Source organism: Aeromonas sp. FDAARGOS 1419, assembly GCF_019047045.1.
GTDB lineage: Bacteria > Pseudomonadota > Gammaproteobacteria > Enterobacterales > Aeromonadaceae > Aeromonas > Aeromonas veronii.
Genome location: NZ_CP077209.1, coordinates 311,443 through 333,048 on the forward strand (window position 1 = coordinate 311,443; position 21,606 = coordinate 333,048).

The 21,606-nt window shown below is 60.5% G+C and carries 18 protein-coding genes; 9 read left to right on the forward strand and 9 right to left on the reverse strand.

Going from position 1 to position 21,606, the window contains the following annotated elements; genetic code table 11:
• Window positions 1-32 precede the first annotated feature (32 nt).
• Window positions 33-1,763 (reverse strand): formate--tetrahydrofolate ligase, encoded by a 1,731-nt coding sequence (locus I6L49_RS01390; RefSeq protein WP_216950428.1) that lies wholly within the window; start codon window positions 1,761-1,763, stop codon window positions 33-35.
• Between the two features lie 67 nt (window positions 1,764-1,830).
• Between I6L49_RS01390 and I6L49_RS01395 the strand changes: the two genes are divergently transcribed.
• Entirely contained in the window at window positions 1,831-2,259 is a 429-nt protein-coding gene (locus I6L49_RS01395; RefSeq protein WP_042054625.1) for a hypothetical protein, read from the forward strand.
• A 42-nt stretch (window positions 2,260-2,301) separates the two neighbouring features.
• Here the strand turns inward: I6L49_RS01395 and I6L49_RS01400 are convergent, their stop codons facing one another.
• Complete coding sequence (locus I6L49_RS01400; RefSeq protein WP_216950429.1) at window positions 2,302-3,204, reverse strand: LysR family transcriptional regulator; 903 nt, start codon at window positions 3,202-3,204, stop codon at window positions 2,302-2,304.
• Window positions 3,205-3,313: 109 nt separating this feature from the next.
• Here I6L49_RS01400 and I6L49_RS01405 point away from each other — a divergent pair, with 109 nt between their 5' ends.
• The 4 genes from I6L49_RS01405 to I6L49_RS01420 all read left to right on the forward strand — a co-directional run bounded on the left by I6L49_RS01405 (window position 3,314) and on the right by I6L49_RS01420 (window position 6,303).
• Window positions 3,314-3,874 carry a YceI family protein gene (locus I6L49_RS01405; RefSeq protein WP_005334411.1) on the forward strand — a complete coding sequence of 187 codons (561 nt, stop codon included), beginning with the start codon at window positions 3,314-3,316 and terminating at the stop codon, window positions 3,872-3,874.
• Window positions 3,874-4,611 (forward strand): hypothetical protein, encoded by a 738-nt coding sequence (locus I6L49_RS01410; protein ID WP_216950430.1) that lies wholly within the window; start codon window positions 3,874-3,876, stop codon window positions 4,609-4,611. The genes I6L49_RS01405 and I6L49_RS01410 overlap by 1 nt, the downstream gene beginning before the upstream one ends.
• A 182-nt stretch (window positions 4,612-4,793) precedes the next feature.
• Window positions 4,794-5,918 (forward strand): adenosylhomocysteinase, encoded by a 1,125-nt coding sequence (locus tag I6L49_RS01415; RefSeq protein WP_005361782.1) that lies wholly within the window; start codon window positions 4,794-4,796, stop codon window positions 5,916-5,918.
• Between the two features lie 76 nt (window positions 5,919-5,994).
• Window positions 5,995-6,303 (forward strand): SelT/SelW/SelH family protein, encoded by a 309-nt coding sequence (locus I6L49_RS01420; protein ID WP_005344153.1) that lies wholly within the window; start codon window positions 5,995-5,997, stop codon window positions 6,301-6,303.
• 114 nt (window positions 6,304-6,417) lie between these two features.
• Here I6L49_RS01420 and I6L49_RS01425 read toward each other — a convergent pair whose 3' ends face one another.
• Window positions 6,418-8,127, reverse strand: a complete 1,710-nt coding sequence (locus I6L49_RS01425) for a lysophospholipid acyltransferase family protein (protein ID WP_216950431.1) — start codon at window positions 8,125-8,127, stop codon at window positions 6,418-6,420.
• A gap of 208 nt (window positions 8,128-8,335) precedes the next feature.
• Complete coding sequence (gene pepT / locus I6L49_RS01430) at window positions 8,336-9,559, reverse strand: peptidase T (protein WP_216950432.1); 1,224 nt, start codon at window positions 9,557-9,559, stop codon at window positions 8,336-8,338.
• Window positions 9,560-10,573: 1,014 nt separating this feature from the next.
• Between pepT and speA the strand changes: the two genes are divergently transcribed.
• Entirely contained in the window at window positions 10,574-12,475 is a 1,902-nt protein-coding gene (speA, locus tag I6L49_RS01435) for a biosynthetic arginine decarboxylase (protein WP_005344160.1), read from the forward strand.
• Between the two features lie 84 nt (window positions 12,476-12,559).
• On the opposite strand, the gene I6L49_RS01440 is transcribed toward speA, so the two are convergent.
• Together I6L49_RS01440 and I6L49_RS01445 are read right to left on the reverse strand one after the other, a co-directional pair.
• Complete coding sequence (locus I6L49_RS01440; protein ID WP_216950433.1) at window positions 12,560-13,084, reverse strand: hypothetical protein; 525 nt, start codon at window positions 13,082-13,084, stop codon at window positions 12,560-12,562.
• On the reverse strand, window positions 13,081-15,078 hold the full coding sequence (locus tag I6L49_RS01445) for an alkyl/aryl-sulfatase (RefSeq protein WP_216951564.1): 1,998 nt from the start codon (window positions 15,076-15,078) through the stop codon (window positions 13,081-13,083). Before I6L49_RS01445 ends, I6L49_RS01440 begins: the two co-directional genes overlap by 4 nt.
• 235 nt (window positions 15,079-15,313) lie before the next feature.
• On the opposite strand from I6L49_RS01445, the gene I6L49_RS01450 reads away from it, so the two are divergent.
• Window positions 15,314-15,502, forward strand: coding sequence for a hypothetical protein (locus tag I6L49_RS01450; RefSeq protein WP_216950434.1), 189 nt, complete (start codon window positions 15,314-15,316; stop codon window positions 15,500-15,502).
• 74 nt (window positions 15,503-15,576) lie between these two features.
• Here I6L49_RS01450 and I6L49_RS01455 read toward each other — a convergent pair whose 3' ends face one another.
• From I6L49_RS01455 to I6L49_RS01465, 3 genes are all read right to left on the reverse strand, one after another.
• Entirely contained in the window at window positions 15,577-15,870 is a 294-nt protein-coding gene (locus I6L49_RS01455) for a hypothetical protein (RefSeq protein ID WP_216950435.1), read from the reverse strand.
• 267 nt (window positions 15,871-16,137) lie between these two features.
• The gene (locus I6L49_RS01460) at window positions 16,138-18,144 is read right to left on the reverse strand and encodes a methyl-accepting chemotaxis protein (RefSeq protein ID WP_216950436.1); all 2,007 of its coding nucleotides are present in this window, start codon (window positions 18,142-18,144) and stop codon (window positions 16,138-16,140) included.
• A gap of 200 nt (window positions 18,145-18,344) precedes the next feature.
• Window positions 18,345-19,640 carry an amino acid permease gene (locus I6L49_RS01465; protein WP_021229327.1) on the reverse strand — a complete coding sequence of 432 codons (1,296 nt, stop codon included), beginning with the start codon at window positions 19,638-19,640 and terminating at the stop codon, window positions 18,345-18,347.
• 251 nt (window positions 19,641-19,891) lie between these two features.
• Between I6L49_RS01465 and I6L49_RS01470 the strand changes: the two genes are divergently transcribed.
• Together I6L49_RS01470 and I6L49_RS01475 are read left to right on the forward strand one after the other, a co-directional pair.
• The gene (locus I6L49_RS01470) at window positions 19,892-20,275 is read left to right on the forward strand and encodes a Rid family detoxifying hydrolase (RefSeq protein WP_005344164.1); all 384 of its coding nucleotides are present in this window, start codon (window positions 19,892-19,894) and stop codon (window positions 20,273-20,275) included.
• A gap of 22 nt (window positions 20,276-20,297) precedes the next feature.
• Window positions 20,298-21,587, forward strand: a complete 1,290-nt coding sequence (locus tag I6L49_RS01475) for a serine dehydratase subunit alpha family protein (protein ID WP_216950437.1) — start codon at window positions 20,298-20,300, stop codon at window positions 21,585-21,587.
• Window positions 21,588-21,606 lie beyond the last annotated feature (19 nt).

Sequence of the window (21,606 nt, forward strand, 5' to 3'; positions counted from 1 at the left end):
GGGCCTTGTTGTTTCTGGCGTTGTGGAAGGGCTCAGCTCAGGCCGACTATCTCGCCGTTCTCATCGATATCGATATGGCGATAGGCAGGCAGACTGCCCAGCCCCGGCATGGTCATGATGGGGCCCGCCAGCGCATAGACGAACCCGGCACCGGCGCAGAGCTTCACCTCGTCGATGGGCACCTCGAAATCGGTCGGCACCCCTTTGAGGGCTGGGTCGTGGCTGATGGAGAGCGGCGTCTTGGCCACGCAGATAGGCAAGTGATCCCACCCTTCGGCGGAGAGCTGGGCCAGCTGCTGGCGCGCTCTGTCGGAGAGCTGCACTCCGCGACCGCCGTAGCCGCACTCCACCAGGGTCGCCAGTTTGGCGTCGAGGCTCGCCTCGTCGGGGTAGAGCAGTTTCACCTTGCCGGGTTGCTCGCAGGCGGCGACCACGGCGCGGGCCAGCTCGCTGGCACCGGCACCACCCTGGGTGAAGGCGTTGGAGATGGCTGCGCCACAGGCACCGGCTTGCTGCGCTTCATGGGCCAACAGCGCCAGCTCGGCCTCGCTGTCGGTGGGGAAGCGGTTGATGGCGACCACCACCGGCACCCCGTAGCGACGGGCGTTCCGGATATGCCAGGCGAGGTTGGCGCAGCCCTGCTTGAGGGTCGGCAGATCTTCCCCCTGCAGGCTGGCTGGCAGCGGCTGGCCCGGGCGGATATCGAGCAGGCCGCTGTTGGCCTTGAGGCCGCGCACCGTGGCCACCAGCACCACGCAGGCGGGGGTAATGCCGGATTGGCGGCTCTTGATGTTGAAGAACTTCTCCAGCCCCATGTCGGAGCCAAAACCCGCCTCGGTCACCACATAGTCGGTCAGGCCAAGGGCGATGCGATCGGCGATCACCGAGGAGTTGCCGTGGGCAATATTGGCAAAGGGGCCGGCGTGCACCAGCACCGGCGTCTGCTCGGTGGTCTGCATCAGGGTCGGCTGCAGCGCGTCTTTCAGCAGCACCGTCATGGCGCCCGCCACTTCCAGCTGCTCGGCAGTGATGGGCTTGCCGTGGATATCGCGGGCCAGCTGGATGCGGCCGATGCGCTGACGCAGGTCTTTCAGATCGCTCGCCAGCGCCAGAATGGCCATCAGCTCGGAAGCGGCGGTGATGACGAAACGATCGCTGCGCTCCACCCCATCACTTACGCCGCCCTGACCTATGGTGAGGTGACGCAGGGCGCGGTCATTCATGTCGAGGGTGCGCGGCCAGAGGATGTTATCGGCATCGATATCAAGCCGCGGCAGGCCGGTTTTGGCGGTGAACTGGTCGCCGAGTTTGCGCTCATGGAACAGGCGGGCATCGAGGGCTGCCGCCGCCAGATTGTGGGCCGCCGTCAGGGCGTGAAAATCGCCGGTGAGGTGGAGGTTCATCTCCTCCATCGGCACCACCTGGGCGTGGCCGCCACCGGCTGCGCCCCCCTTGACCCCGAATACCGGGCCGAGGCTCGGCTGGCGGATAGTGGCGATGCTGGGCTGGCCAATATGGTTGAGCCCCATGGAGAGGCCAAGGGTGGTCACCGTTTTCCCTTCACCGAGCGGGGTCGGGGTGATGGCGCTCACCAGTACCAGCTTGCCGCTCTGTTTGGGCAGAGACTTGAGCAGGTCGAGGCTGAGCTTGCCTTTGTAGTGGCCATGAGGGCTGAGCAGGTGCTGGGGGATGGCGAGGCGTTCGGCCAGCGCGTGAATGGAGAGACGGGGGGACTGGCGGGAGATCTCGATATCGCTTAGCATCAGCACCTCGTTGGCATATCGGGGTAAAATATGCGGCGCAGTCTAGTGGAATATAACGGGTAATCCAATGACGAAAACGATTTTATTTGGTGAGGGTGAGGTTCGTCAGAATCCTGTTCGGCTGGATCTCAACGCACTCTATCATCCCCCCAAGCAGCCGATGACGGCGCTGGGGATTGTCAGCGCGCTGGTGCCGTTGTTCGGTTTCGGCTGGCAGGCGATGACCCAGGACCCCGAAACCCAGCTGCGCCACGAGATCCGCAAACGGGTCAACAAGCACAAGACCGACGAGGCAAACCTTATTTTGATCCTGCAGCTGGCCGCCATGTTTGACTGCCCCGAGATTGAAGTGGCGCTCCCCTATGCCCTCAGTGAGCAGCAGTTGTCGGTTGTCCGCACCCGACTGCCACGCTGGCAGTTGCACCCCGAGCAGGAGCGTCTGCTAGCCAAGCTCACCCCTGTTGCTGCATCCACCACCGCACCCGACCAGCGTTAGGTTACAAGCCGGACCAGCAGGCCGTACCCTCTGCTCTGGCAATCAGGTCGGCGCATCCCACTGCTGCGGGGCGAGATAGCGCTCCTGCACGAACTCGATAAAGCAGCGCACCTTGGCCGAGACGAAGCGGCGGTGCGGATAGACCGCATAAAGTCCCACATCTCCCTTGTCCCACTCTGGCAGCAGGCTGACCAGCTGTCCTGACCGCAGCGCCTCCCCCACGATAAAGGTGGGCTGCAATATGATGCCCTGATCATCACAAGCGGCGCGGGTCAGCGCCACCCCGTTGTTGGCCCGCAGCGGCCCCTGTGGCCGGATGCTCTGCTGCTCGTTTCCCCGTTTGAAGTGCCACTCCGGCTGGGTCAGGGTGTAGATCAGACAGTCGTGCTGTTTGAGATCCTCGGGTTTTTCCGGTCTGCCCTTGCGTGCCAGATAGGCGGGGCTGGCGCAAAGATCGACCCGAATGGTGGCAAGCTGGCGCGCCACCAGCGAGGAGTCGCTGAGGTGGCCGATGCGCAGCGCCAGATCGAACCCCTCTTCCACCAGCGCTACCCGCCGGTCGCTGTACTCGATATCGAGCTTGAGATCGGGAAAGCGCTGGCGAAACAGCGGCAGGGCGGGGGAGAGGTGCAGATAGCCAAAATCCATCGGCACCGAGAGCTTGAGGGTGCCGTTCGGCTGCTGGTTGTGGTGGGTCAGCTGGCTGTGGGTCTCTTCCAGCTCCGCCAGCAGGGCGAGGGAGCGCTGGTAGTAGAACTGGCCCGCTTCGGTGGGATTGACCTGACGGGTGGTGCGCGACAGCAGCCGGGTGGCGAGGGACTCCTCCAGCTGCTGCATCAGTTTGGAGGCCATGGCGACCGAGATGCCGAGCTGGTTGGCGGCCTTGGTAAAGCTCTGGCACTCCACCACCTTGATAAAGGTACGCATGGCGGCGATCTGGTCCATTTTCCATCCTCAGTAAATAATGAATTTAATAAATCACTGATTATTCATCTTCAGAACGAGGTTAGCATTTTAACCACTGATGTGAACCCCAAGATGAAGGAACGAACGGATGAAAATGACCAAGGCTCTGCTGGCCTCCTGCCTGTTTATGGCTACCCCCCTGATGGCGGCGGATTACGACGTGGATGCGGCGCACACCACAGTGCAGTTCAAGGTGGGTCACCTGGGCTTCTCCGAGCTGGTGGGTCGCTTCAACACCTTCAGCGGTACCTTCAGCATGGATGACGCCAACCCGGCGGCCGCCAAGGCGAGCTTCGAAGTGGATGCCGCCAGCGTCGACTCCAATCACGAGGCCCGCGACAAGCACCTGCGCAGCCCGGACTTCCTCGACGTGAAGCAGTATCCCAAGATGACCTTCGTCAGCTCCGCTTACGAGGGCACCAAGGATAAAGGCGTACTGAAAGGGACCCTGACCTTGCACGGTGTCTCCAAGGAAGTGGCCTTCGATCTGGTCAAAATTGGCGAAGGCAAGGATCCCTGGGGCGGCTACCGCAGCGGCTTCAACGCTTCCACCACCATCAAGCGCAGTGACTTTGGCGTGAGCTACATGCTGCCCGGCATCCCGGACGAGATGAACATCAACCTGTTTGTCGAAGGCGTGCGCAAGTAATGGGCGCGGAACTTCTGCTGCAAACCCTGGCGGCTCCTCTGGGAGCCGCTTTGCTATCGTGGCGCTGGCCGCGACTGGGTTATCTGTGGGGCGCGCTGGCGCTCTGGCTGGTGGGCTCATTGCTCGGCGGTCTCTATGGTATTCCGGCCAAGGCGTGGCAGTGGCTGCCGCTGACCCTGCTGGTCCCCGCCATTGCGGCTCAGGTGAACGATCAGCGCGGTTCGCTGCTGCTCTTTGCGGTGTTCAGTGCGCTGGTGTGGTGGCAGGGATTGGCCTCGGTACTGGCGAGCGAACCCGGGATCTGGCTGGCGCTACTGCCCGCCATCCTCTGGTTTGGCTGGAGCACCTTGCGCTGTGACAGCCGCGAGGGGCTCGGGTTTGCCCTCGGCTTTATCTGGCTGGCGCTGGTGATCGGCATCGATGGCAGTCTGCTGATTGCCCAACTGGCCGGTGCGCTGGCCGCTTTTGCCGGTTTTCGCGCCCTGCTTGCCACCTTTGTTGGCATCAAGGTAGCACCCGCCGGTCTGGCGCTGGCCCTCGCCTTCGTCCAGATGCTGGCCTGGCAATATGTGGAGGTGCCGCTAGTGGTGTTGCTGCCGGTCTGGTTGCTGCCGCTGCTGGAGTGGGCGTTACGTGACAAACCCTGGCCAGTGCGTTGGGGTGGGCTGATCCTGCTTGCTGCCGCGGGAACCGGGCTCAGCCTATGGTGGGTGTGGCCTGCTGCTTCTTTGTACTGATTTTTGCATGAAAAACAGGCAATTACAGTCATTTTTGCATACTCGCTCATACTCTTGGCAGATAATGATTGAGCCCCATATGTGTTTCAGATAAAAAGGATTTTCATTTTATTTGGACACACACAGAACCCGGCCGCGCCGGGTTCTGTTTGCCTGCTTTGCGGCACATAAGGAGGCCACAGTTGCGCAGTCAAGGATCTGAGCATCTGTTTTTTCGCCATTTCACCGGACAGGGACGTATCGATGGTCTCTGCATTCTGCTGGTCACTCACCTGCTTCCCGATCGCCCCCGTTTTATCGACGCTCTCGGTCAGATTGGACGGATTGGCGCCATTTTACCCAAACCGAAATCGGTACACGGCCCGACCCTGGAGTGGGTATCCCAGCACTATCCGGTGCTGCCCCTCAACCGGCGCTGGACCAATGAACCCGACAGCATCATCCAGCAGATTGCGCCGCTGGTGGCCCCCCACGAGCGGTTGCTGATCCTCGATATAGGCGGTTACTTCGCCAAAACCCAGGTGATCTTGAGCGAATACTTCGGCCCCCGTTTCCTAGGGGTGGTGGAGATGACCGAGAACGGCCATCAACGCTATGAGCAGGAGGTGCTGGCGACCCCTGTGGTGTCGGTGGCGCGCAGCCCCCTCAAGCAGGCCGAGGATATCCAGATTGGTTTGAGCGTGGTCTACTCCGCGGAGTCGTTGGCCCGCAACCTCAACCGTACCTTCAACGTCTGCGAAGCCGTGCTGTTTGGCTATGGCAAGGTGGGGCGCAGCATCGCCCGTGACCTGCGTTGTCGCAACCTCCATCTCGGGCTGGTGGAGACCGATGTGCTGCGACAGGTCGAAGCGCTCTCTCACGGTTTTCGCTTGATCACCAAGGCTGAAGCCTTGAGCCGCGCCGAGCTGGTGATCTGCTCTACCGGCAACGGCTCGCTGGATTTGGCGGATCTGCAGGCGCTGCGCCCCGGCACCATGGTGGCCTCGGTCACCTCGGCCGACGACGAGTTTGCCTTCTCGCTGGCCCAGTTGCCGTGGCCGAGCGAAGAGGTGTGCCCCCATGTGCTGGCCCTCAACCGGCCGGATGGTACCCAGATCTACCTGCTCAACCGGGGCGAGGCGGTCAACTTCGTCCATGGCGCCGTGATTGGCGAATATGTCTATCTGGTGCTGGCGGAGATCATGGAAGGGATCCGGATGCTGGCGGCAGGCCCTCTTGCTCCCGGCCTGTTCGAGCTGCCAGAATCGGCGATGCGTACCATTGCCCGCCATTGGCTGGCCGATTTTCATGGGGTTGATCAGCACTGATTTGACCAAACCGGGATCGGCCATTGGGCGGCAGTACGCCACTTCCCGCCATTGTCGCTTTTTTATGGAGTCACTCATGACCGAGTCTGAAACCCTGATCAGCAAACCCCGCATCGAAATCCGCTACTGCACCCTCTGTCGCTGGATGCTGCGCGCCGCCTGGCTGGCGCAGGAGCTGCTATCCACCTTCGACAGCGATCTGGGGGAGGTGGCGCTGGTGCCGGCCAGCAAGGGGGAGTTCCGCATTCTGGTGAACGGGGTGCAGGTGTGGGATCGGGTGGTGGATGACGGCTTCCCCGAGGCCAAGGAGATCAAGCAGCGGGTGCGTGACGTCATCGCCCCTGAGCGGGATCTCGGCCACTCGGATCGCAAGGCGGCCGAGTAACGCCAGATGGGCCGAGCGCCTCGAAAAGGTGCTGAGCATGAGAGCGAAAGGAGAGGGAGGCGATGGCCTCTCTCTCTTTTTTTGCATTTGGCTGTTTGCCTGGCTTCAGCAGGGTTATGAGCGCGGCTCTGCCAGATGACTGCCGATATAGCGGGCCCGCTTGTGGGACTTGATGCGGCTCACATCGACCCACACCAGCCCGTCGATGCAGTGGTTGAAGTCGGGGTCGATGCCAAAATCCATAAACTGGACGCCGCCCGGCTCGCACAGCTCGGAATACTGCTTGTAGAGGGTAGGGATGGCGCAGCCTAAATTGTCGAGGCGGGCCTTGAGTGCTTTGAGATCGGCACCGTAATCCAACCCCTCGAACAGAGGTTGCGTCTCGGGGTAGGGACGGCGGGAGGGGGCCAGCGCCAGCTCGGGGGCAAAGTGCTGGCGGTAGAAGCTCACCAGCAGATCCTTGGCCGCCGGCGGCAGGCTGCCGGAGAGCGACACCGGGCCAAACAGGTAGCGGTAGCGGGGATAGCGGGCCAGATAGGCACCGATGCCGAACCAGAGATAATCGAGCCCCCGCTTGCCCCAGTAGGCGGGCTGGATAAAGCTGCGGCCAAGCTCGATGGCCTGCTCCAGTCGGGGCAGCAGCTTATCCTCAAAGCCGAACAGGGTATGGCTGTAGAGACCATCCTTCCCCTTGCTGGCCAGCAGCTCGGCCACCGGGGCAAAGCGGTAGGCGCCGATAATGTCGAGTCGGGCCGGATCCCAGAGGATCAGGTGGTGATAGTCGTTGTCAAAGCCATCGAGATCCCGCCGCTTGCCGGATCCTTCCCCCACAGCACGAAAGGCGATCTCCCGCAGTCGCCCCAGCTCGCGCAGGATCACCGAGTGACTCAGTTCATGGCGGCGGTAGAGGTAGATCCCCTGACCATCCGGGGTGGTGCCGAGCTGTTCGCAGCTTTCGATGGCCTGTTTGAGCTGGCGGCGATCCTCCGGCAGGGCGATGGGGGCCTCGGTCTGCAGGCGCCCTGCCTTGCCCCGGCCAATCCGGTAGAGGTGGTTGCGCACCAGCCGCGCCGCCGTCTTGGCGGGCAGCTCCTGAAAACTGTCGAGCGGAATGCGCGCTCCTATGGTCACCGGCAGGGTCTGCCCCTGCTGGCGAAACAGCTGGCGTACCAGCAACAGGGCGGAGGCGGGCTTGTTGAGCCAGGAGGCGAGATAGAACCAGAGGCTGTTGCGCCCTCCCAGATGGATGGGCACCAGCGGGGTGCGGGTGCGCTGGGCCAGCTTGATAAAGCCTGCCTGCCAGGGGCCATCTTTCACCCCCTTGAGGCCAAGCCGCGAGACTTCGCCTGCGGGGAAGATCACCAGCGCACCTTCATGGGCGAGGTGTTCATTCATAGCGAGGATGGCCTGTCGATCGGTCTTGCCCTCCATATTGTCTACCGGCAATAGCAGAGGGCGCAGCGGCGCGAGCTGGGCCAGCAGCTGGTTGGCGACGATCTTCACATCGGGGCGGATGCGACCTAGCAGTTGCAGCAGCGCCAGTCCGTCCAGCGAGCCGATGGGATGGTTGGCGACAAGAATGACCCGGCCGCTGGCGGGAATATGCTCCAGCTGCGCCTCGCTGACCCGATAGTCGAAATCGAGCTGGGTCAGCGCCTGCTCGACAAAGTCGAGGCCGCGCAGGTGCGGGTAGCGGGCGGCAAAGTCGGCAAAGGCCTGTTCGTTGAGCAGCCAGCCCAGCAGCCGCTTTAACAGCGGGGTGAGCAGGGGGTAGCCAAGTAGGCGGGGGAAGTGCTGGGTCAGCAGGGAATCGATAGTGAACATCTGGAGGGCTCCGGCGATCCGTTGCTCCCAGCATGATGTGACACTGTTCCCGCGACATGTCAGCGGGATGACAGTTTGATGGCAGCGGCAGCCAGTTGCTCCTGAGGCGACTCTCCCTGTTTCCCTTTCCTGATGGGGATGGCCAGATAGCAAGGGGGGGGCGGTTGACCGGCTCCCCCCTTTTGCCCTGGTAATGATAGCGACCCGATTAACCGCGCCAGGCTGCGGTGAGGCGCACCAGCTCCACCAGGGTGGCGACCGATTTCTCCATGGATTGCAGCGGGATGAACTCGTGCTTGCCGTGGAAGTTGTGGCCACCGGTGAAGAGGTTGGGGCAGGGCAGACCCATAAAGGAGAGGCGGGCGCCATCGGTACCGCCGCGAATGGGCTTGATTTTCGGCACCACGTCGGCGGCCTCCATGGCGGCCTTGGCCAGCTCGACGATATGCATGTGCGGCTCAATCTGGCTGCGCATGTTGCGATAGCTGTCGGTCAGGGTCAGCTCGATGCGGGCCTTGGGATACTCGGCCTGCAGGGCGGCCACCCGGTTCTGCATCTCGGCTTTGCGTGCGGCAAAGTGCTCGTCGTCGAAGTCACGGATGATGTAGTGCAGGGTGCTCTCCTCCACGGTGCCGCTCATCTGGGCCAGATGGAAGAAGCCCTCATACCCGTCGGTGCACTCCGGGGTCTGCTCGGCAGGCATGGCGGCGTGGAAGCGGGCGGCCAGGGTTTGGCTGTTGATCATGCTCCCCTTGGCGGTGCCGGGGTGGACGTTATTGCCGATAAAACGCACCGTGGCGCTGGCGGCGTTGAAATTTTCATACTCCAGATCGCCCAGTTCGCCGCCATCCACGGTATAGGCCCACTTGGCCGGGAATCTCTCCAGCGGGAACAGGTTGGCGCCGCGGCCAATCTCTTCATCCGGAGTAAAGCCGACCCAAATATCGCCGCGGGGGATCTCGGGGTGGGCCTGCAGGTGGTCGATGGTGGTGAGGATCTCGGCGATGCCCGCCTTGTCGTCGGCACCAAGCAAGGTAGTGCCGTCGGTGGTGATGAGATCCTGACCCAGGTAGTTTTTCAGGAAGCGGTAGTCACGAATGGCGAGCACCTCGTCACCCTTGCCAAGGCAGATGTCGCCGCCCTGATAGTTTTCGATGATTTGCGGTACTACGTGCTCCGCCTCGTAGTCGGCGGTGTCCATGTGGGCAATCAGGCCGATGGCGGGGGCGTCCGGCTGGTTGCCCGGCAGGCAGCCGGTGAGGTAGCCGTGTTCATCCAGGGTGACCCGGGTTAGCCCCAGCGCCTTCATCTCTTCTTGCAGGGCACGGGCAAAGATCAGCTGGCCTTCGCTGCTGGGGCAGGCTGGATTGGTCTCATCGGAGCGGGTATGAAAAGTTACGTAACGCAGAAAACGCTCAAGCAGGGTATCCATTAGTCAGCCTCTAACCGATTGTGAGCGGTCATTGTGGCCAATCCGTGCGGGGCACTCATTGCGTCAGCGCAGGTTTTTCCCATTTTTTGACGCAAGGGAAGAGTGGCGAATGTGCGGCGCGCGGGGCAACGTCCGGGAGGGAGATCGCATAAATGTGGCATTTATTGCGATATTTAGGCGCTGGCGGTGGCGGCCAAATTCCCTTCAGCGACCGCACAGCAAGGCGTCAGCCCAATCATGGCGTTTTCACACACTTTTCAAGGGGAAACCGGGCTGTCGCATAACCTGCGCCATCCCAGAGCCCGCCTGCCCGCCAGCAAGATTTGATCGACTTATTAAAAGGGGATTTTGAACACTATTTTTTATTGTCACTGCCCGCGGTAAGTGTGTACACTCCGCGCCGATCCAAGGGTAACCCTGAAGCAGGCAGAGCCGCCAGAAACCCGACCGATCATACGCCTATAGGGCGAGGCACGCAGAAACGACAGACACTGCTGGGGAATGGTTTCTTTAATACCGGTTAGGCTCCGGTATCAGGGAGAACAACAGACTCTCATCCTTCATTTGACCGAGTGGGCCACCGGCTCATCATCTTCCCTTGTCATGGGCGGTCACTGACGGTGAGGTGGGCTGTGGTTGTTGTCGTCTATCAACACGCATGCGTGCTGGCGCCTTCGCTTCTCTTCCTTGGAACCCTCTCCTTCTGTCGGGATCGCTGCCGAATGATGAACTGACGGCGTGGCTGATGTCGTCTGTCATCAAAGTACCGCGGCGCTACGGCATAGTGGCACCGCATACCGTTGAGCTTGATGTAAAGCCACCAGCCCCACATCAAGACTCGTTACTTCCCCAAGATCCACCAGGCAGCCTCTGGCTTGCCGCGATGTGCAAAGCATTGGTTTGGGTGGCTGCGTCTCGTGATGGCAGCGCTCGCCGTACTCTGCACTAGATGGTCTGGATGTGATTGAGGGTAACGAAGGCGACTTTGGGTCGCTCATTTGCGAGGCATAGCCCATGACTAACTGGTCCAGCAAGGACTCCTTGAAGGTCTACAACGTTCCCTACTGGGGGGCGGGTTTTTTCAATATCAATGACGCCGGTCATGTGACCGTCGCCCCCGACAAATCACGCCCTGACGCGCATATCGTGCTCTCTGACGCCATCGAACAGTTGCGTCAGTCCGGGCTGACCACCCCCGTGTTGCTGCGCTTCCCCGACATTCTCAAGAGTCGGGTCGATGCGCTGTTCAACGCCTTTGGTCAGGCCATCGAGAAGTCAGGCTATGAAGGGGACTACCTCTGCGTTTACCCGATCAAGGTAAACCAGCAGCGTCGTGTCATCGAGACCATCAGCCAGTCCTACAGCGACAAGCCCCGGCTTGGCCTGGAAGCTGGTTCCAAACCGGAACTGCTGGCCGTGCTGTCCCATCACCATGAGCAAGGCTCGGTGATCGTCTGCAACGGTTACAAAGACCGCGAATATATCCGCCACGCCCTCTTGGGCAACCTGATGGGCCACAAGGTCTACATCGTGGTGGAGAAGCCCTCCGAACTGGAAATGGTGCTGGACGAGTCAGCTCGTCTCAACATCAAGCCCAACATCGGGGTGCGTGCCAAGCTCGCTTCCACCGGCTCCGGCATGTGGGAATCGAGTGGCGGCTCCATGTCCAAATTTGGTCTCTCCGCCTCCCAGATCCTGGCGCTGATCGAACGTCTGCGCGGGCTGGGCAAGCTGGATTGCCTGCAGTTGCTGCACTTCCATCTGGGCTCCCAGATCGCCAATATCCGCGACATTCAGGGCGGCATCCGCGAGTGCGGCCGTTTCTACGCTGAACTGCGTCGCCTCGGTGCCAACATCGAAGTCGTGGACGTCGGTGGTGGCCTGGGCGTGGACTACGAGGGAACCCGTTCCCAGAGCCACTGCTCCGCCAACTACAGCCTCTCCGAGTACGCCAATAACGTGGTATGGGGCATCGGCGATGTCTGCCGCGAGTTCGATCTGCCGCACCCGACCATCATCAGCGAGTCTGGCCGTGCCCTGACCGCCCACCACGCCGTGCTGGTCACCAATATCATTGGTGCCGAAGGGGTGGAGATGAACGACATCAGCGCGCCGGACGAAGATGCACCGACCATTCTGCAGAACATGTGGAAAGGCTGGCTGGATCTGCGCAGCGAAGATCCCTCCCTGCTGGAGATCTTCCATGACTCGGTGGCCGATCTGGGTGACGTGAATACCCAGTACACCATGGGCCTCTTGAACCTTGAACAGCGAGCCTGGGCCGAGATGCTGCACCAGAACACCTGTCTGGCGCTCAAAGAGATGCTCAACCCGGTCAATCGCAACCACCGTGCGCTGGCTGACGAACTGAGTGAAAAGCTGGCGGACAAGTGCTTTGCCAACTTCTCCCTGTTCCAGTCCCTGCCGGATGCCTGGGGTATCGGTCAGGTATTCCCGGTGATGCCGCTGGCTGGTCTCGATCGTCCGCTTAGCCGTCGCGGTATCCTGATGGATATCACCTGTGACTCCGACGGTCAGGTCGAGCACTATGTCGACGGTCTGGGGGTCGAGAGCACCCTGCCAATGCCGGTCTACGGCGAGAACGAAGAGTGCCACGTCGGCTTCTTCCTGGTCGGTGCCTATCAGGAGATCCTCGGCGACCTGCACAACCTGTTCGGTGACACCCACTGCGCGGAAGTGTGGTTGGACGAAGAGGGCAAGATGGACATTCGCAACGTGGTGCGTGGCGACACCGTCGACCAGCTGCTGCGTTACGTCAACATCGACCCGTCCGTGATCCGCGAGAACTACCAGCGGATCGCTGCCCACCCGGCGCTGGACGATGCCACTCGCAAAGCCCTGCTCGACGAGCTGGAGCTGGGCCTGCAAGGCTACGCCTATCTGGAAGACGAATAAGCGCCCGCGCTTGACGTTCGCCGTGAAGGCATAAAAAAGGGAGGCATTTGCCTCCCTTTGTCCTATCTGTTTCTCCTGTGGTGGTCAGGTCTGCGAGCTCAGCGCCTTGTGCAGATCCCGCTGCAGCTGCAGATTGTCGTCTCTTTGCAGCTCCACAATACCCAATTGCAGTCCCTGCTCGATGGTGAGCGACCCATTCAACATGGCGTTGATGGCGGCTTCACTCAGCACCATCACCCGGTCTTTTGGGTTTGGGCCGTTGGTGTGCAGCTGGAGCAGTAGGGACTCCTTGCCTCGTACTCTGGACCAGAGTCCTGAGTCGATAAGCAGGATGGAGATCCCGCCGCCTACCCCTGCCTGCTGGAGTCGACTTTTGAGGGTTTGGAGCCATGCCTGGCTACGGGAGAAGCCGGCTTCGCCTGTCAGGGCTGCCAAGGGGGGTAACTGCTCACGGCTCACCGCAGTCGCCGTCGCCATGGCAATATTGACCGTCCCCGGCCAGCTCTGTTCGAACGGATTGGGATAAAGGGCATCATAACCACAGCTCTGCCCCATCCCGGGGATGAGGCAGAGCAGGACCATGCATGCGCGCAAGGTGCGTTGTATCATGGCGTCACTATGTTGAACCAGAAGTTGAACTTGTCGAGCAGCGTGACGAAGTCGCTGAACGTCTGATGATCACCCTCGATCTTGATCTCGCCGTTGGCGATCTTCTGCTCCATGGTGCCCTGACCGAGCTGGATATCATCCAGCGTCTTCTTGCTCAGGGTAATGGTCACATCAGGCTTGGCGGCATAGCGGGTTGTGTGGTTGAGCACCGAGTTCTCCAGACTCAGGGTATGTTTCTCCTCTATGTCGGTGAACGCCATGTTGATGACCATCTTCTTGCCCGCCGCTTTCTCGGGATTAATGCGCACCGAGAGATAGTCAAACAGCATGCTGGGGCTCATGGCCCGGATGGTATCCGGTGAGGCGGTGACTGTTCCGCCAACATTAGGAACGCCATTGCGCAGCTCATAGGCGCCTTGCAGATAGACGGAGCGCCACGGGCCGGATTCAGCCTGATAGCCCAGCTGCTCCAGTGCATCTGCCAGCAGCAGCTTGCCCTCTGTGTTGTTCGGGTTGGCAAACACCAGATGCTTGAGCACTTCTGCTACCCAGCGATACTCCCCCTTGTCTAACGAGGCCTTGGCCTTTTTCAATACCTCCTGCTCGCCCCCCATGAACTCGATATATTTGGGGCCGACCATTTCTGGGGGCAGGTTGTCGAGATCGGAGGGGTTGCCGGAGTACCAGCCCATGTAGCGCTGATAGATGGCGCGGCTGTTGTGGCGCAGGGTGCCGTAGTAACCGCGGTTCGGCCAGAAGTCGTTGAGCTCGGGGGGGAGGGTGATCTGCTCTGAGATCTCCTCGCCGGTGTAGCCCATGTTCATCAGGCGCACCGACTGATCGTGGATGTATTTGTAGAGATCCCGCTGCTTTTTGAAGTAGTCGACGATATTGGCATTGCCCCAGCGTGGCCAGTGGTGGCTCTGGAACTTGACCTCGGCCTGATCACCCCAAGTTTCGATGGTCTCGTTGAGAAAGCTGGCCCACTTCAGCGCATCGCGCACCTGGGCGCCGCGCAGGGTGAGGATGTTGTGCATGGTGTTGGTGGTGTTTTCGGCCATCCACAATGCTTTGCTGTCCGGGAACCAGGTGTTCATCTCGGCCGGGGCTTCGGTGCCCGGGGTCATCTGGAAGACCATTTTGACGCCATCGACCGTCAGCGTCTCACCGGTTTTGGTGATAAAGCGGGTTGGCAGCAGCAGCGAGGGCACGCCGGTGGAGGTGGTTTGCCCCAGACCGCCGTTGACGCCCCCCTGCGGGTTGCGCGGCAGCAGGGCGCCGTACATGTAGACGGCGCGGCGAGCCATGGCATTGCCAGCGATGACGTTCTCCGACACCGCGTGTTCGGTAAATCCTTCCGGCGCGATGATCTCGACGCCGTTCTTTTTCACTTCGTCCAGCGAGTTGAACAGACCGGCGGCACCGCCGTAGTGATCCACGTGGGAGTGGCTGTAGACCACCGCGGTGACCGGGCGCTCCCCTTGGGTCTTGTTGATGAAGGCCAGCGCCGCCTTGGCGGTTTGCGGGGAGATCAGCGGATCGAACACCACCCATCCCTTGTTGCCTTCGATAAAGGTGATGTTGGAGAGATCAAAGCCGCGAATTTGGTAAATCTTGTCGGTGACCTTGAACAAGCCGTACTGCATGTTGAGCTGGGCATTGCGCCACAGGCTGGGGTTGACGCTGTCCGGCGCGGCCTTGTCGAGGCCGATGTAGCTCTTGTACTGCTCCAGATCCCACACCACGTTGCCCTTGTCATCCTTGATGGTCAGGGTCTCCGGTTTGGCGATAAAGCCACGCTGGGCATCCTCGAAATCCTGCTTGTCATTGAAGGGCAGGGTATTGAGCACCTGCTGGTTTGCCTTGATGGTAAATTCGCTGGCAGGCTTGGGGTCGATGGCGGCCTTGGCCGACTGCACAAGAGCAGGCTGCACAAGCAGTGCGCCACAGAGCAAGAGCGAGAAAATCGTGGGGGTGGAAAGCCTCGGTTTTATCGGTATGACTCCAGATGGTGGTGTGGGTCGACAGGGCTAAGTGTAGTCAGGCTCAAGTCAGGGAAGAGAAGAAAGGGGGACTTGCGCTACACAACGCCATCCGGGAGGAAAACCGCAGGAATTGCGCCCGCAGGAGCACTGCCGTTGCACATCTTGATCTGTATCAAGATAGGTCGCAGCGGGTTGTCTTACGGTCAGGAGTGATGTTGATGGAATGTAACAAAAGGATGTGCATATGGAACTGAAAAGGGACCCGAGATGCTATACCGATGTCTGTATCAACGGTAAGTGGTATCACTACGACCACTGCAGCACCAACGTCTACATGCTGATGGGGGGCGCTGCGCCGAGCCTTCAGCTGGCCTATGAGCCGAGCAGCGAAGAGGAGCTGATCGAGATGCTCCAGCAGCTGGGGCGCTTCTGACTTACCGAATTGATGTCTTGCCATATGGCCATCGGGCGCGTTGTCACGATGGCCACCACTCTTTACCGCTGCACCTAATCTCGGCGGGTTTTATTGCCCAATATCCCCTTGCCAATCTCCAGCATGGCGACGGCCGCGGCGTAGCTGCTATCGGACTTGCCTATCTCATCCGCCACATAGAGAAAATTGGATTGGTACTTCTCGACGGCCTCTCGCGGGCTGGTTGCGTCAATAAAGTCCTCCTCCACCTCGAATCCTTGGGTCAGCAGTGCCGCCTTTTCACTCAGAAAAGTCGGAGATGCCATGTCGATAAAGGTGTATTGCTGCCGATTGGACGCCGGAATGGTAAAAAACTGGTATCTGGCCATGGGTAAATCCTCGCTTGAAGCGGGTGATAAATGACGTGACGCTGGTTTTAATCTGTGGCTCGCAGGCGGCTTGCTTGCCTCGACGTCGCAGACCGTGCGTGTCGGGAATGCCGCATTTTGTTTTCGTTCGAGACTACTTTGTTGGCGTTTGCCCGGCAAGTGGGCCGCAGAGATTTTCTGGATGATCCGAGCAACCGAGATGTTGTGGGCAGGGGCGAGACCGGGATAATGCCGGGCTCACGTTGAGCCCGGCTTGTCAGCGCTCTGTTACAGCACGAAGCTCTGTACCATGGCGCGCAGCTGTTCGGTGAGCTGGTGGATCTGGCGGGCGGCATCGCGGGCGGCGTTGGCCACTTGCAACGCCTCGTCGCTGCCATCGGAGATGCGCACCACGTTGCGTTCGATCTCGTTGACCACGGCGCCCTGCTGCTCGATGGCGCTGGCGATGATGGCGTTGGTATCGACCATCCGATCCACCTTCTCGGTGATGGCGCCAAAAGCCTGTTTTGCCTCCTGCGCCAGCCCGACCCCCTCCTGCGCTTCATGGCTGACCGCCGACATGGCGGTGACCGAGGCGCGGGCACCGGATTGCAGCTGTTCAATCATCTGCTGGATCTCGACGGTGGCCCCCTGGGTGCGGTTGGCAAGAGACCGCACCTCGTCGGCCACCACCGCAAAGCCGCGACCCTGCTCACCGGCCCGGGCCGCTTCGATGGCAGCGTTGAGAGCCAGCAGGTTGGTCTGTTCGGCGATGCCGCGGATCACGCTGATGACGCCGCCAATCTGACTGCACTGCTGCTCCAGCTGGCCTATGGTGTCGGCGGTACGCAGCACCTCGCGGTTGATATGGTCGATTGCCTTGATGGTTCGTTCCACCACATCCTCGCCCTGACCGACTACATTCTGCGCCTCCTGGGTCATGCGGGCGGCTTGCAGGGCGTTGCCCGCCATGTCTTGTGAGGTGGCGGCCAGCTCCTTGATGGCGGTAGCGACCTGATGGGTCTCCCCTTGCTGATCGGCAATGACCTCCTGCGAGCGGCAGGTGCGCGCTTCGATCTCGGTAGCGCTCTCCACCACGGTGACGCCATTTTCCCGCACTCGCAGCATCAGGGTGCGCAGGGTCTCCAGGGTCACGTTGTAATCCCGGCTGATGGCGGCCAGCTCGTCCTGACCAACGATCTCGATATGCTGGCTGAGATCCTGGGCGTTGACCCGGGCGGCAATATCACGCACCCGCCCCACGGTTTCGCGCAGGGAGAGATAGGCACCGATCATCAGGTAGAGGTAGAGCAGCAAGCTGGCGGTCAGCGGCGCTGTGACCCACCAGAAGTGGCGTTGGTTGGCGGTCAGCCGCTGATGCAGGTCGGCCTCCAGCCGCTGGCGTACCTGGCCTGCCAGTGCGGTGATGGCCTCGTCCATCTTATCCCCCAGTGCTTGCACCTCCTTGGTGGAGAGCTGCACCAGCTGATCCTTCATCATCTTGTTTTCAATGGTCTCGACCCCCTGACGCACCAGCTGTATCAGAGCATCGGTCTGCTGACCCAGCTCGGCGCGGTAGGCCGGTTCAATCTGGTAGAGCAGGGTCAGATCGGCCTCCAGCTCCTGCAGAGTGGCGTTGATCAGGTCGAGACGAAAACGGAGGCCGCTGTAGCCCTCGGCCTGAAACAGGCCGAAATCGGCGATGGTGGCGGCGCGATCCCGCACCTGAGCCAGCAGGTCGCGCAGCTGCGGCAACCGCTCGCTGGCGAGGATCACCATGTAGTAGGTACCGAGCGCCGGATCCTGGATCAGGCTGCTACTGGCGGTAATGTGCTTGTAGAGGTGGCGCACCTCGGTCAGCAGCTTGTCGTGGCGCAGGTTGCTCTGCTCCACTTCCAGCTTGCCCGCTTCACTCTGCAGGGCGGCCCAGCCCTGCTGGATCACCTCAAAGGAGGGGTTGTTCTGGCGGGTGTCGGCAAAGGCTTGCAGGCTCTGATCGACGGCTTGTGCGGCTGCCTTGACCTGATCATCACCGACCGGATCCACCTCATGGGCGTGACGGGTTACCAGATTGCGATGGGTGAGCAGGGCCTGCTCGATAGAGGGCACGGGGGCGAGATTGACCACTCCCGCCAGCTCGCGGTTGGCCTGGACGTTGTCATCCTGCAGCCGCCCCAGCAGATTGGTCATGCTGTAGGCCAGTGGCAGCAGCATCAGACAGGACCAGAGCAGGAATTTGTATTTGAAGGAGAGCTGATTGCCCAGCCGGATGGCGGGGTTGAAAATCCATTTCATGTTAAGCCTCGATACCTGAGTGCGGGCGTGAGTCGTGTTGCCTGAATAGTACTCCGAGCGGCCTCCCTTGGGTGATGGCCGGTTGCAAGTTGTGATCCCCTTGGCTTTTTACTTCCGGGCGGGGGCGCCGTCAGCCGCACCAATAGAAAACGGGCCACCCGAAGGTGACCCGTCTGTTGGCTATCTGGTTATCTGGCTACTTAGTTGAACGCCAGGAAGGGCGAGACACAGAGCAGCAGGCCAGTGACGATGATGATGTAGAGGGAGGTGCCCTTGTACTTGTGCAGCGCCGGTACCTGATAGACCAGATAAGCCGGGATGAGGCAACCCACCATGCCGAAGATGGGGCTGCAGATGGAGGTGAAACTCAGTACCGGTGCGTTGAGCACGATGGCCCCCCAGGAGAGCATGACGGTAAACACCATGATGCCCTTACCCACCAATCCCTTGTTGATGCGGTTTTCCGGCAGCACCCGGCGCAACAGGTTCATCGCCAGACCCTGACAGGCTTCACGAAAGCCCAGATAGACGCCGAAATAGGCGGTCATTACCGCAAAGATGTTGAGGGTCAGGCTCAGGAGCTTGAGGGTCTGGCCGGGCATCCCCTGGGCTACCATGGCCAGCGCGGAGATGTTCTCCTCGGAGGCTTTGACCGCCTGATCGTGACCCATGGCAAGAGTGAAGGAGACGGCGTAGAAGAACACCACCACGAACAGGATGCCGAAGGCGATATTCATGGCGCGCATCGCCTTGAAGCGGGCCACTTCCAGCGACTTTTCCCGCGAGCGGTAGGAGATCACCATGGGGCTCAGGCTCTGGATAAAGAGGATGGAGGTGAGGGTAAAGGGCAGCATGATGATGGCATCCTTCATCCAGTCACCGGCAGCTGGCATGGCGGTGATGTTGGCCGCATCCCACTTGTCCACCATCATTAGGCCGAGCACTGCCACCACGCTGATCTTGGTCAGCACCATAAAGGTGGAGATCTTGAACAGCAGGTTTTCGCCGCGCGAGGCCAGTGCCACCAGACCGCAGATCAGCACCAGACCGTAGAGCGGGTTTTCGGAGAGCAGGCCGTCGGTGACGCCGAAGCTCTGCAGGAAGGAGGCGCTGTCATTGGTGATGGCGGTGGAGTAGACGAAGACCCAGATCACCAGCATCACGAAGTAGAGCGCGCCGAGCAGCACACCCCAGTTCTTGCCAAGGTAGCCGGTGATGACGCTGGGGTAATCCTTGCACTCCGGCGAAGTGGCCAGGGTGTTGATAAAGAGGCGCTGGAACATGTACATGGCGGGGTAGCCGATCACTGCCGAGAGCAGAAAGACCCACAAACCCATCAGACCCACCTGTACCGGCAGGAAGACGATCCCCGCGCCGATGGCCATGCCGATGCTCATGATGATCCAGCCCCAATCGGTGCTGTCGAAGCGAACCGCTTCTTTCCATTCCAGCGTGCCCATCACGGGGCTGGCGAGTGTAGTGCTATGCGCGTCCATTAAAACCTTCTTTTTTGTAGGGATGTGGGAAAATGGCGCAAATATAGTTGAATGAAACTGTCATAAACAATGCCCATAAGAGTACTTTTGTTCAAATCAGGATGGTGATCACGGTTTATATTGAGGCCAAAAGGTGCCTTTAAACGCCATTTTTGTATCTTTTTGTTGAATGGATAAAATAAAAAGCAAATAATGTTGAACGAAATGAGATTCATGATTGCAAAAAAAATTGCACAAACAGGAGTGGCTATATGAAACGCATCATCACGGCAGCAGCGGCACCTGACGCTATCGGTCCCTACAGCCATGGCACTGCCTATGGCGACCTTATCTTTACCTCCGGTCAGTTGCCTGTCTGCAAGCAGCAGGGTGGTGTGGTGGAAGGGGGCATTGCCGCCCAGACCCGCCAGTCACTGGAAAACCTGAAATCCGTGCTGGAAGCCGCTGGCGGCTCGCTGGATACCGTGCTCAAAACCACCTGCTACCTCGCCGAGATCAGCGATTTTGCCGCGTTCAACGAGGTCTATAAAGCCTATTTCCAGAAAGATTGTCCGGCGCGCAGCTGCTTCGCAGTGAAGGATCTGCCGATGGGCGTCAAGGTTGAAGTGGAAGCGATCGCCCATATCGCTCGTTAATGCTGATAAAAAGGTTCAAGTGATGAAACAAGCGTGGCAGCAGTATCTGCAAATTATTCAACAGGTTGTCAAACCAGCGCTGGGTTGTACCGAGCCAATCGCCGCCGCCTATGCCGCGGCTGTCGCCACCCGGCAACTGGGCTGTGAGCCCGGTCGCCTCGAGGTTGCGGTGTCGGACAACCTCTATAAAAACTCGATGGGTGTTTATGTGCCGGGCACCGGCAAGATCGGTCTGGCCATTGCGGCCGCGGCCGGTGCCATCGGCGGCAACGCCGATGCCGGGCTGGAGGTGCTGGCCGCGATCCAGCCAGCACAGGTGGATCGTGCCCAGCAGCTGATCGATGCCGGCAAGGTGCAGGTGAGCCGCACCGCCGCCCCCGAGTTTATCTTCTGCCGCGTGACCGTTTATGGCACTGATGACAAGGGTGAAGAACACAGCGCCGAAGTGACCCTCTGCGGCGGTCATACCCGCATCGTCGAGCAGCGCCGCGATGGCGAGGTGACCTTCACCGCCGATCAGAGCCAGGGCGGTGCCACCGGTTCCATCTGCGACGGCGTCGATATCAGCATCGCCGCCATCTACGAGTTCGCCACCCAGGTGGAGTTCGAGCAGATCAGGTTCATTCTCAAAGCCTCGGAGCTCAACGGCAAGCTCTCTGCCGAGGGGATGAACAACCCCTACGGTCTCGAGATCGGCCGCACCATGCAGCAGAACATCAATGCCGGTCTCATCGGTGAGGATGTGATGAACCGCATCGTGATGATGACGGCGGCTGCCTCCGATGCCCGTATGGGGGGCGCGACCCTGCCAGCCATGAGCAACTTTGGCAGCGGCAACCAGGGCATTGCCGCCACCATTCCGGTGATGGTGATTGCCGAGCGCTTTGCGGCCAGCGAAGAGCAGCTGGCTCGCGCCCTCATCATGAGCCATCTGGGCGCCATCTATATCAAGTCCCACTATCCGCCGCTGTCGGCCTTCTGTGGCAATACCGTGACCAGCGCGGCCGCCTCTATGGCCATGGTCTATCTGGCGGGCGGCAGCTTCGAGCAATCCTGCTTCGCCATCCAGAACGTGCTGAGCGACAGTGCCGGTATGGTGTGTGACGGGGCGAAAGCCTCCTGCGCCATGAAGGTGAGTACCTCCTCCGGCGCGGCGGTGCGCGGTTTCCTGATGGCCCTCAACAGCCACTCGGTGTCGGGGCAGGGGATTGTCGCCGGCGACGTGGATCAGACCATCCGCAACGTCGGTCAGATGGTGAAGGAGGGCATGTCTGCCACAGACAGCACCATTATTGATATCATGTCCGCCTGATGTCCCTGTCGGTTGCTGC

Coding starts and splice junctions, on each gene's coding strand:
- I6L49_RS01390 (WP_216950428.1), bottom strand. CDS start 1,763: ATGCTAAGCGATATCGAGATCTCCCGCCAGTCCCCCCGTCTCTCCATT.
- I6L49_RS01395 (WP_042054625.1), top strand. CDS start 1,831: ATGACGAAAACGATTTTATTTGGTGAGGGTGAGGTTCGTCAGAATCCT.
- I6L49_RS01400 (WP_216950429.1), bottom strand. CDS start 3,204: ATGGACCAGATCGCCGCCATGCGTACCTTTATCAAGGTGGTGGAGTGC.
- I6L49_RS01405 (WP_005334411.1), top strand. CDS start 3,314: ATGAAAATGACCAAGGCTCTGCTGGCCTCCTGCCTGTTTATGGCTACC.
- I6L49_RS01410 (WP_216950430.1), top strand. CDS start 3,874: ATGGGCGCGGAACTTCTGCTGCAAACCCTGGCGGCTCCTCTGGGAGCC.
- I6L49_RS01420 (WP_005344153.1), top strand. CDS start 5,995: ATGACCGAGTCTGAAACCCTGATCAGCAAACCCCGCATCGAAATCCGC.
- I6L49_RS01425 (WP_216950431.1), bottom strand. CDS start 8,127: ATGTTCACTATCGATTCCCTGCTGACCCAGCACTTCCCCCGCCTACTT.
- pepT (WP_216950432.1), bottom strand. CDS start 9,559: ATGGATACCCTGCTTGAGCGTTTTCTGCGTTACGTAACTTTTCATACC.
- speA (WP_005344160.1), top strand. CDS start 10,574: ATGACTAACTGGTCCAGCAAGGACTCCTTGAAGGTCTACAACGTTCCC.
- I6L49_RS01440 (WP_216950433.1), bottom strand. CDS start 13,084: ATGATACAACGCACCTTGCGCGCATGCATGGTCCTGCTCTGCCTCATC.
- I6L49_RS01450 (WP_216950434.1), top strand. CDS start 15,314: ATGGAACTGAAAAGGGACCCGAGATGCTATACCGATGTCTGTATCAAC.
- I6L49_RS01455 (WP_216950435.1), bottom strand. CDS start 15,870: ATGGCCAGATACCAGTTTTTTACCATTCCGGCGTCCAATCGGCAGCAA.
- I6L49_RS01460 (WP_216950436.1), bottom strand. CDS start 18,144: ATGAAATGGATTTTCAACCCCGCCATCCGGCTGGGCAATCAGCTCTCC.
- I6L49_RS01465 (WP_021229327.1), bottom strand. CDS start 19,640: ATGGACGCGCATAGCACTACACTCGCCAGCCCCGTGATGGGCACGCTG.
- I6L49_RS01470 (WP_005344164.1), top strand. CDS start 19,892: ATGAAACGCATCATCACGGCAGCAGCGGCACCTGACGCTATCGGTCCC.
- I6L49_RS01475 (WP_216950437.1), top strand. CDS start 20,298: ATGAAACAAGCGTGGCAGCAGTATCTGCAAATTATTCAACAGGTTGTC.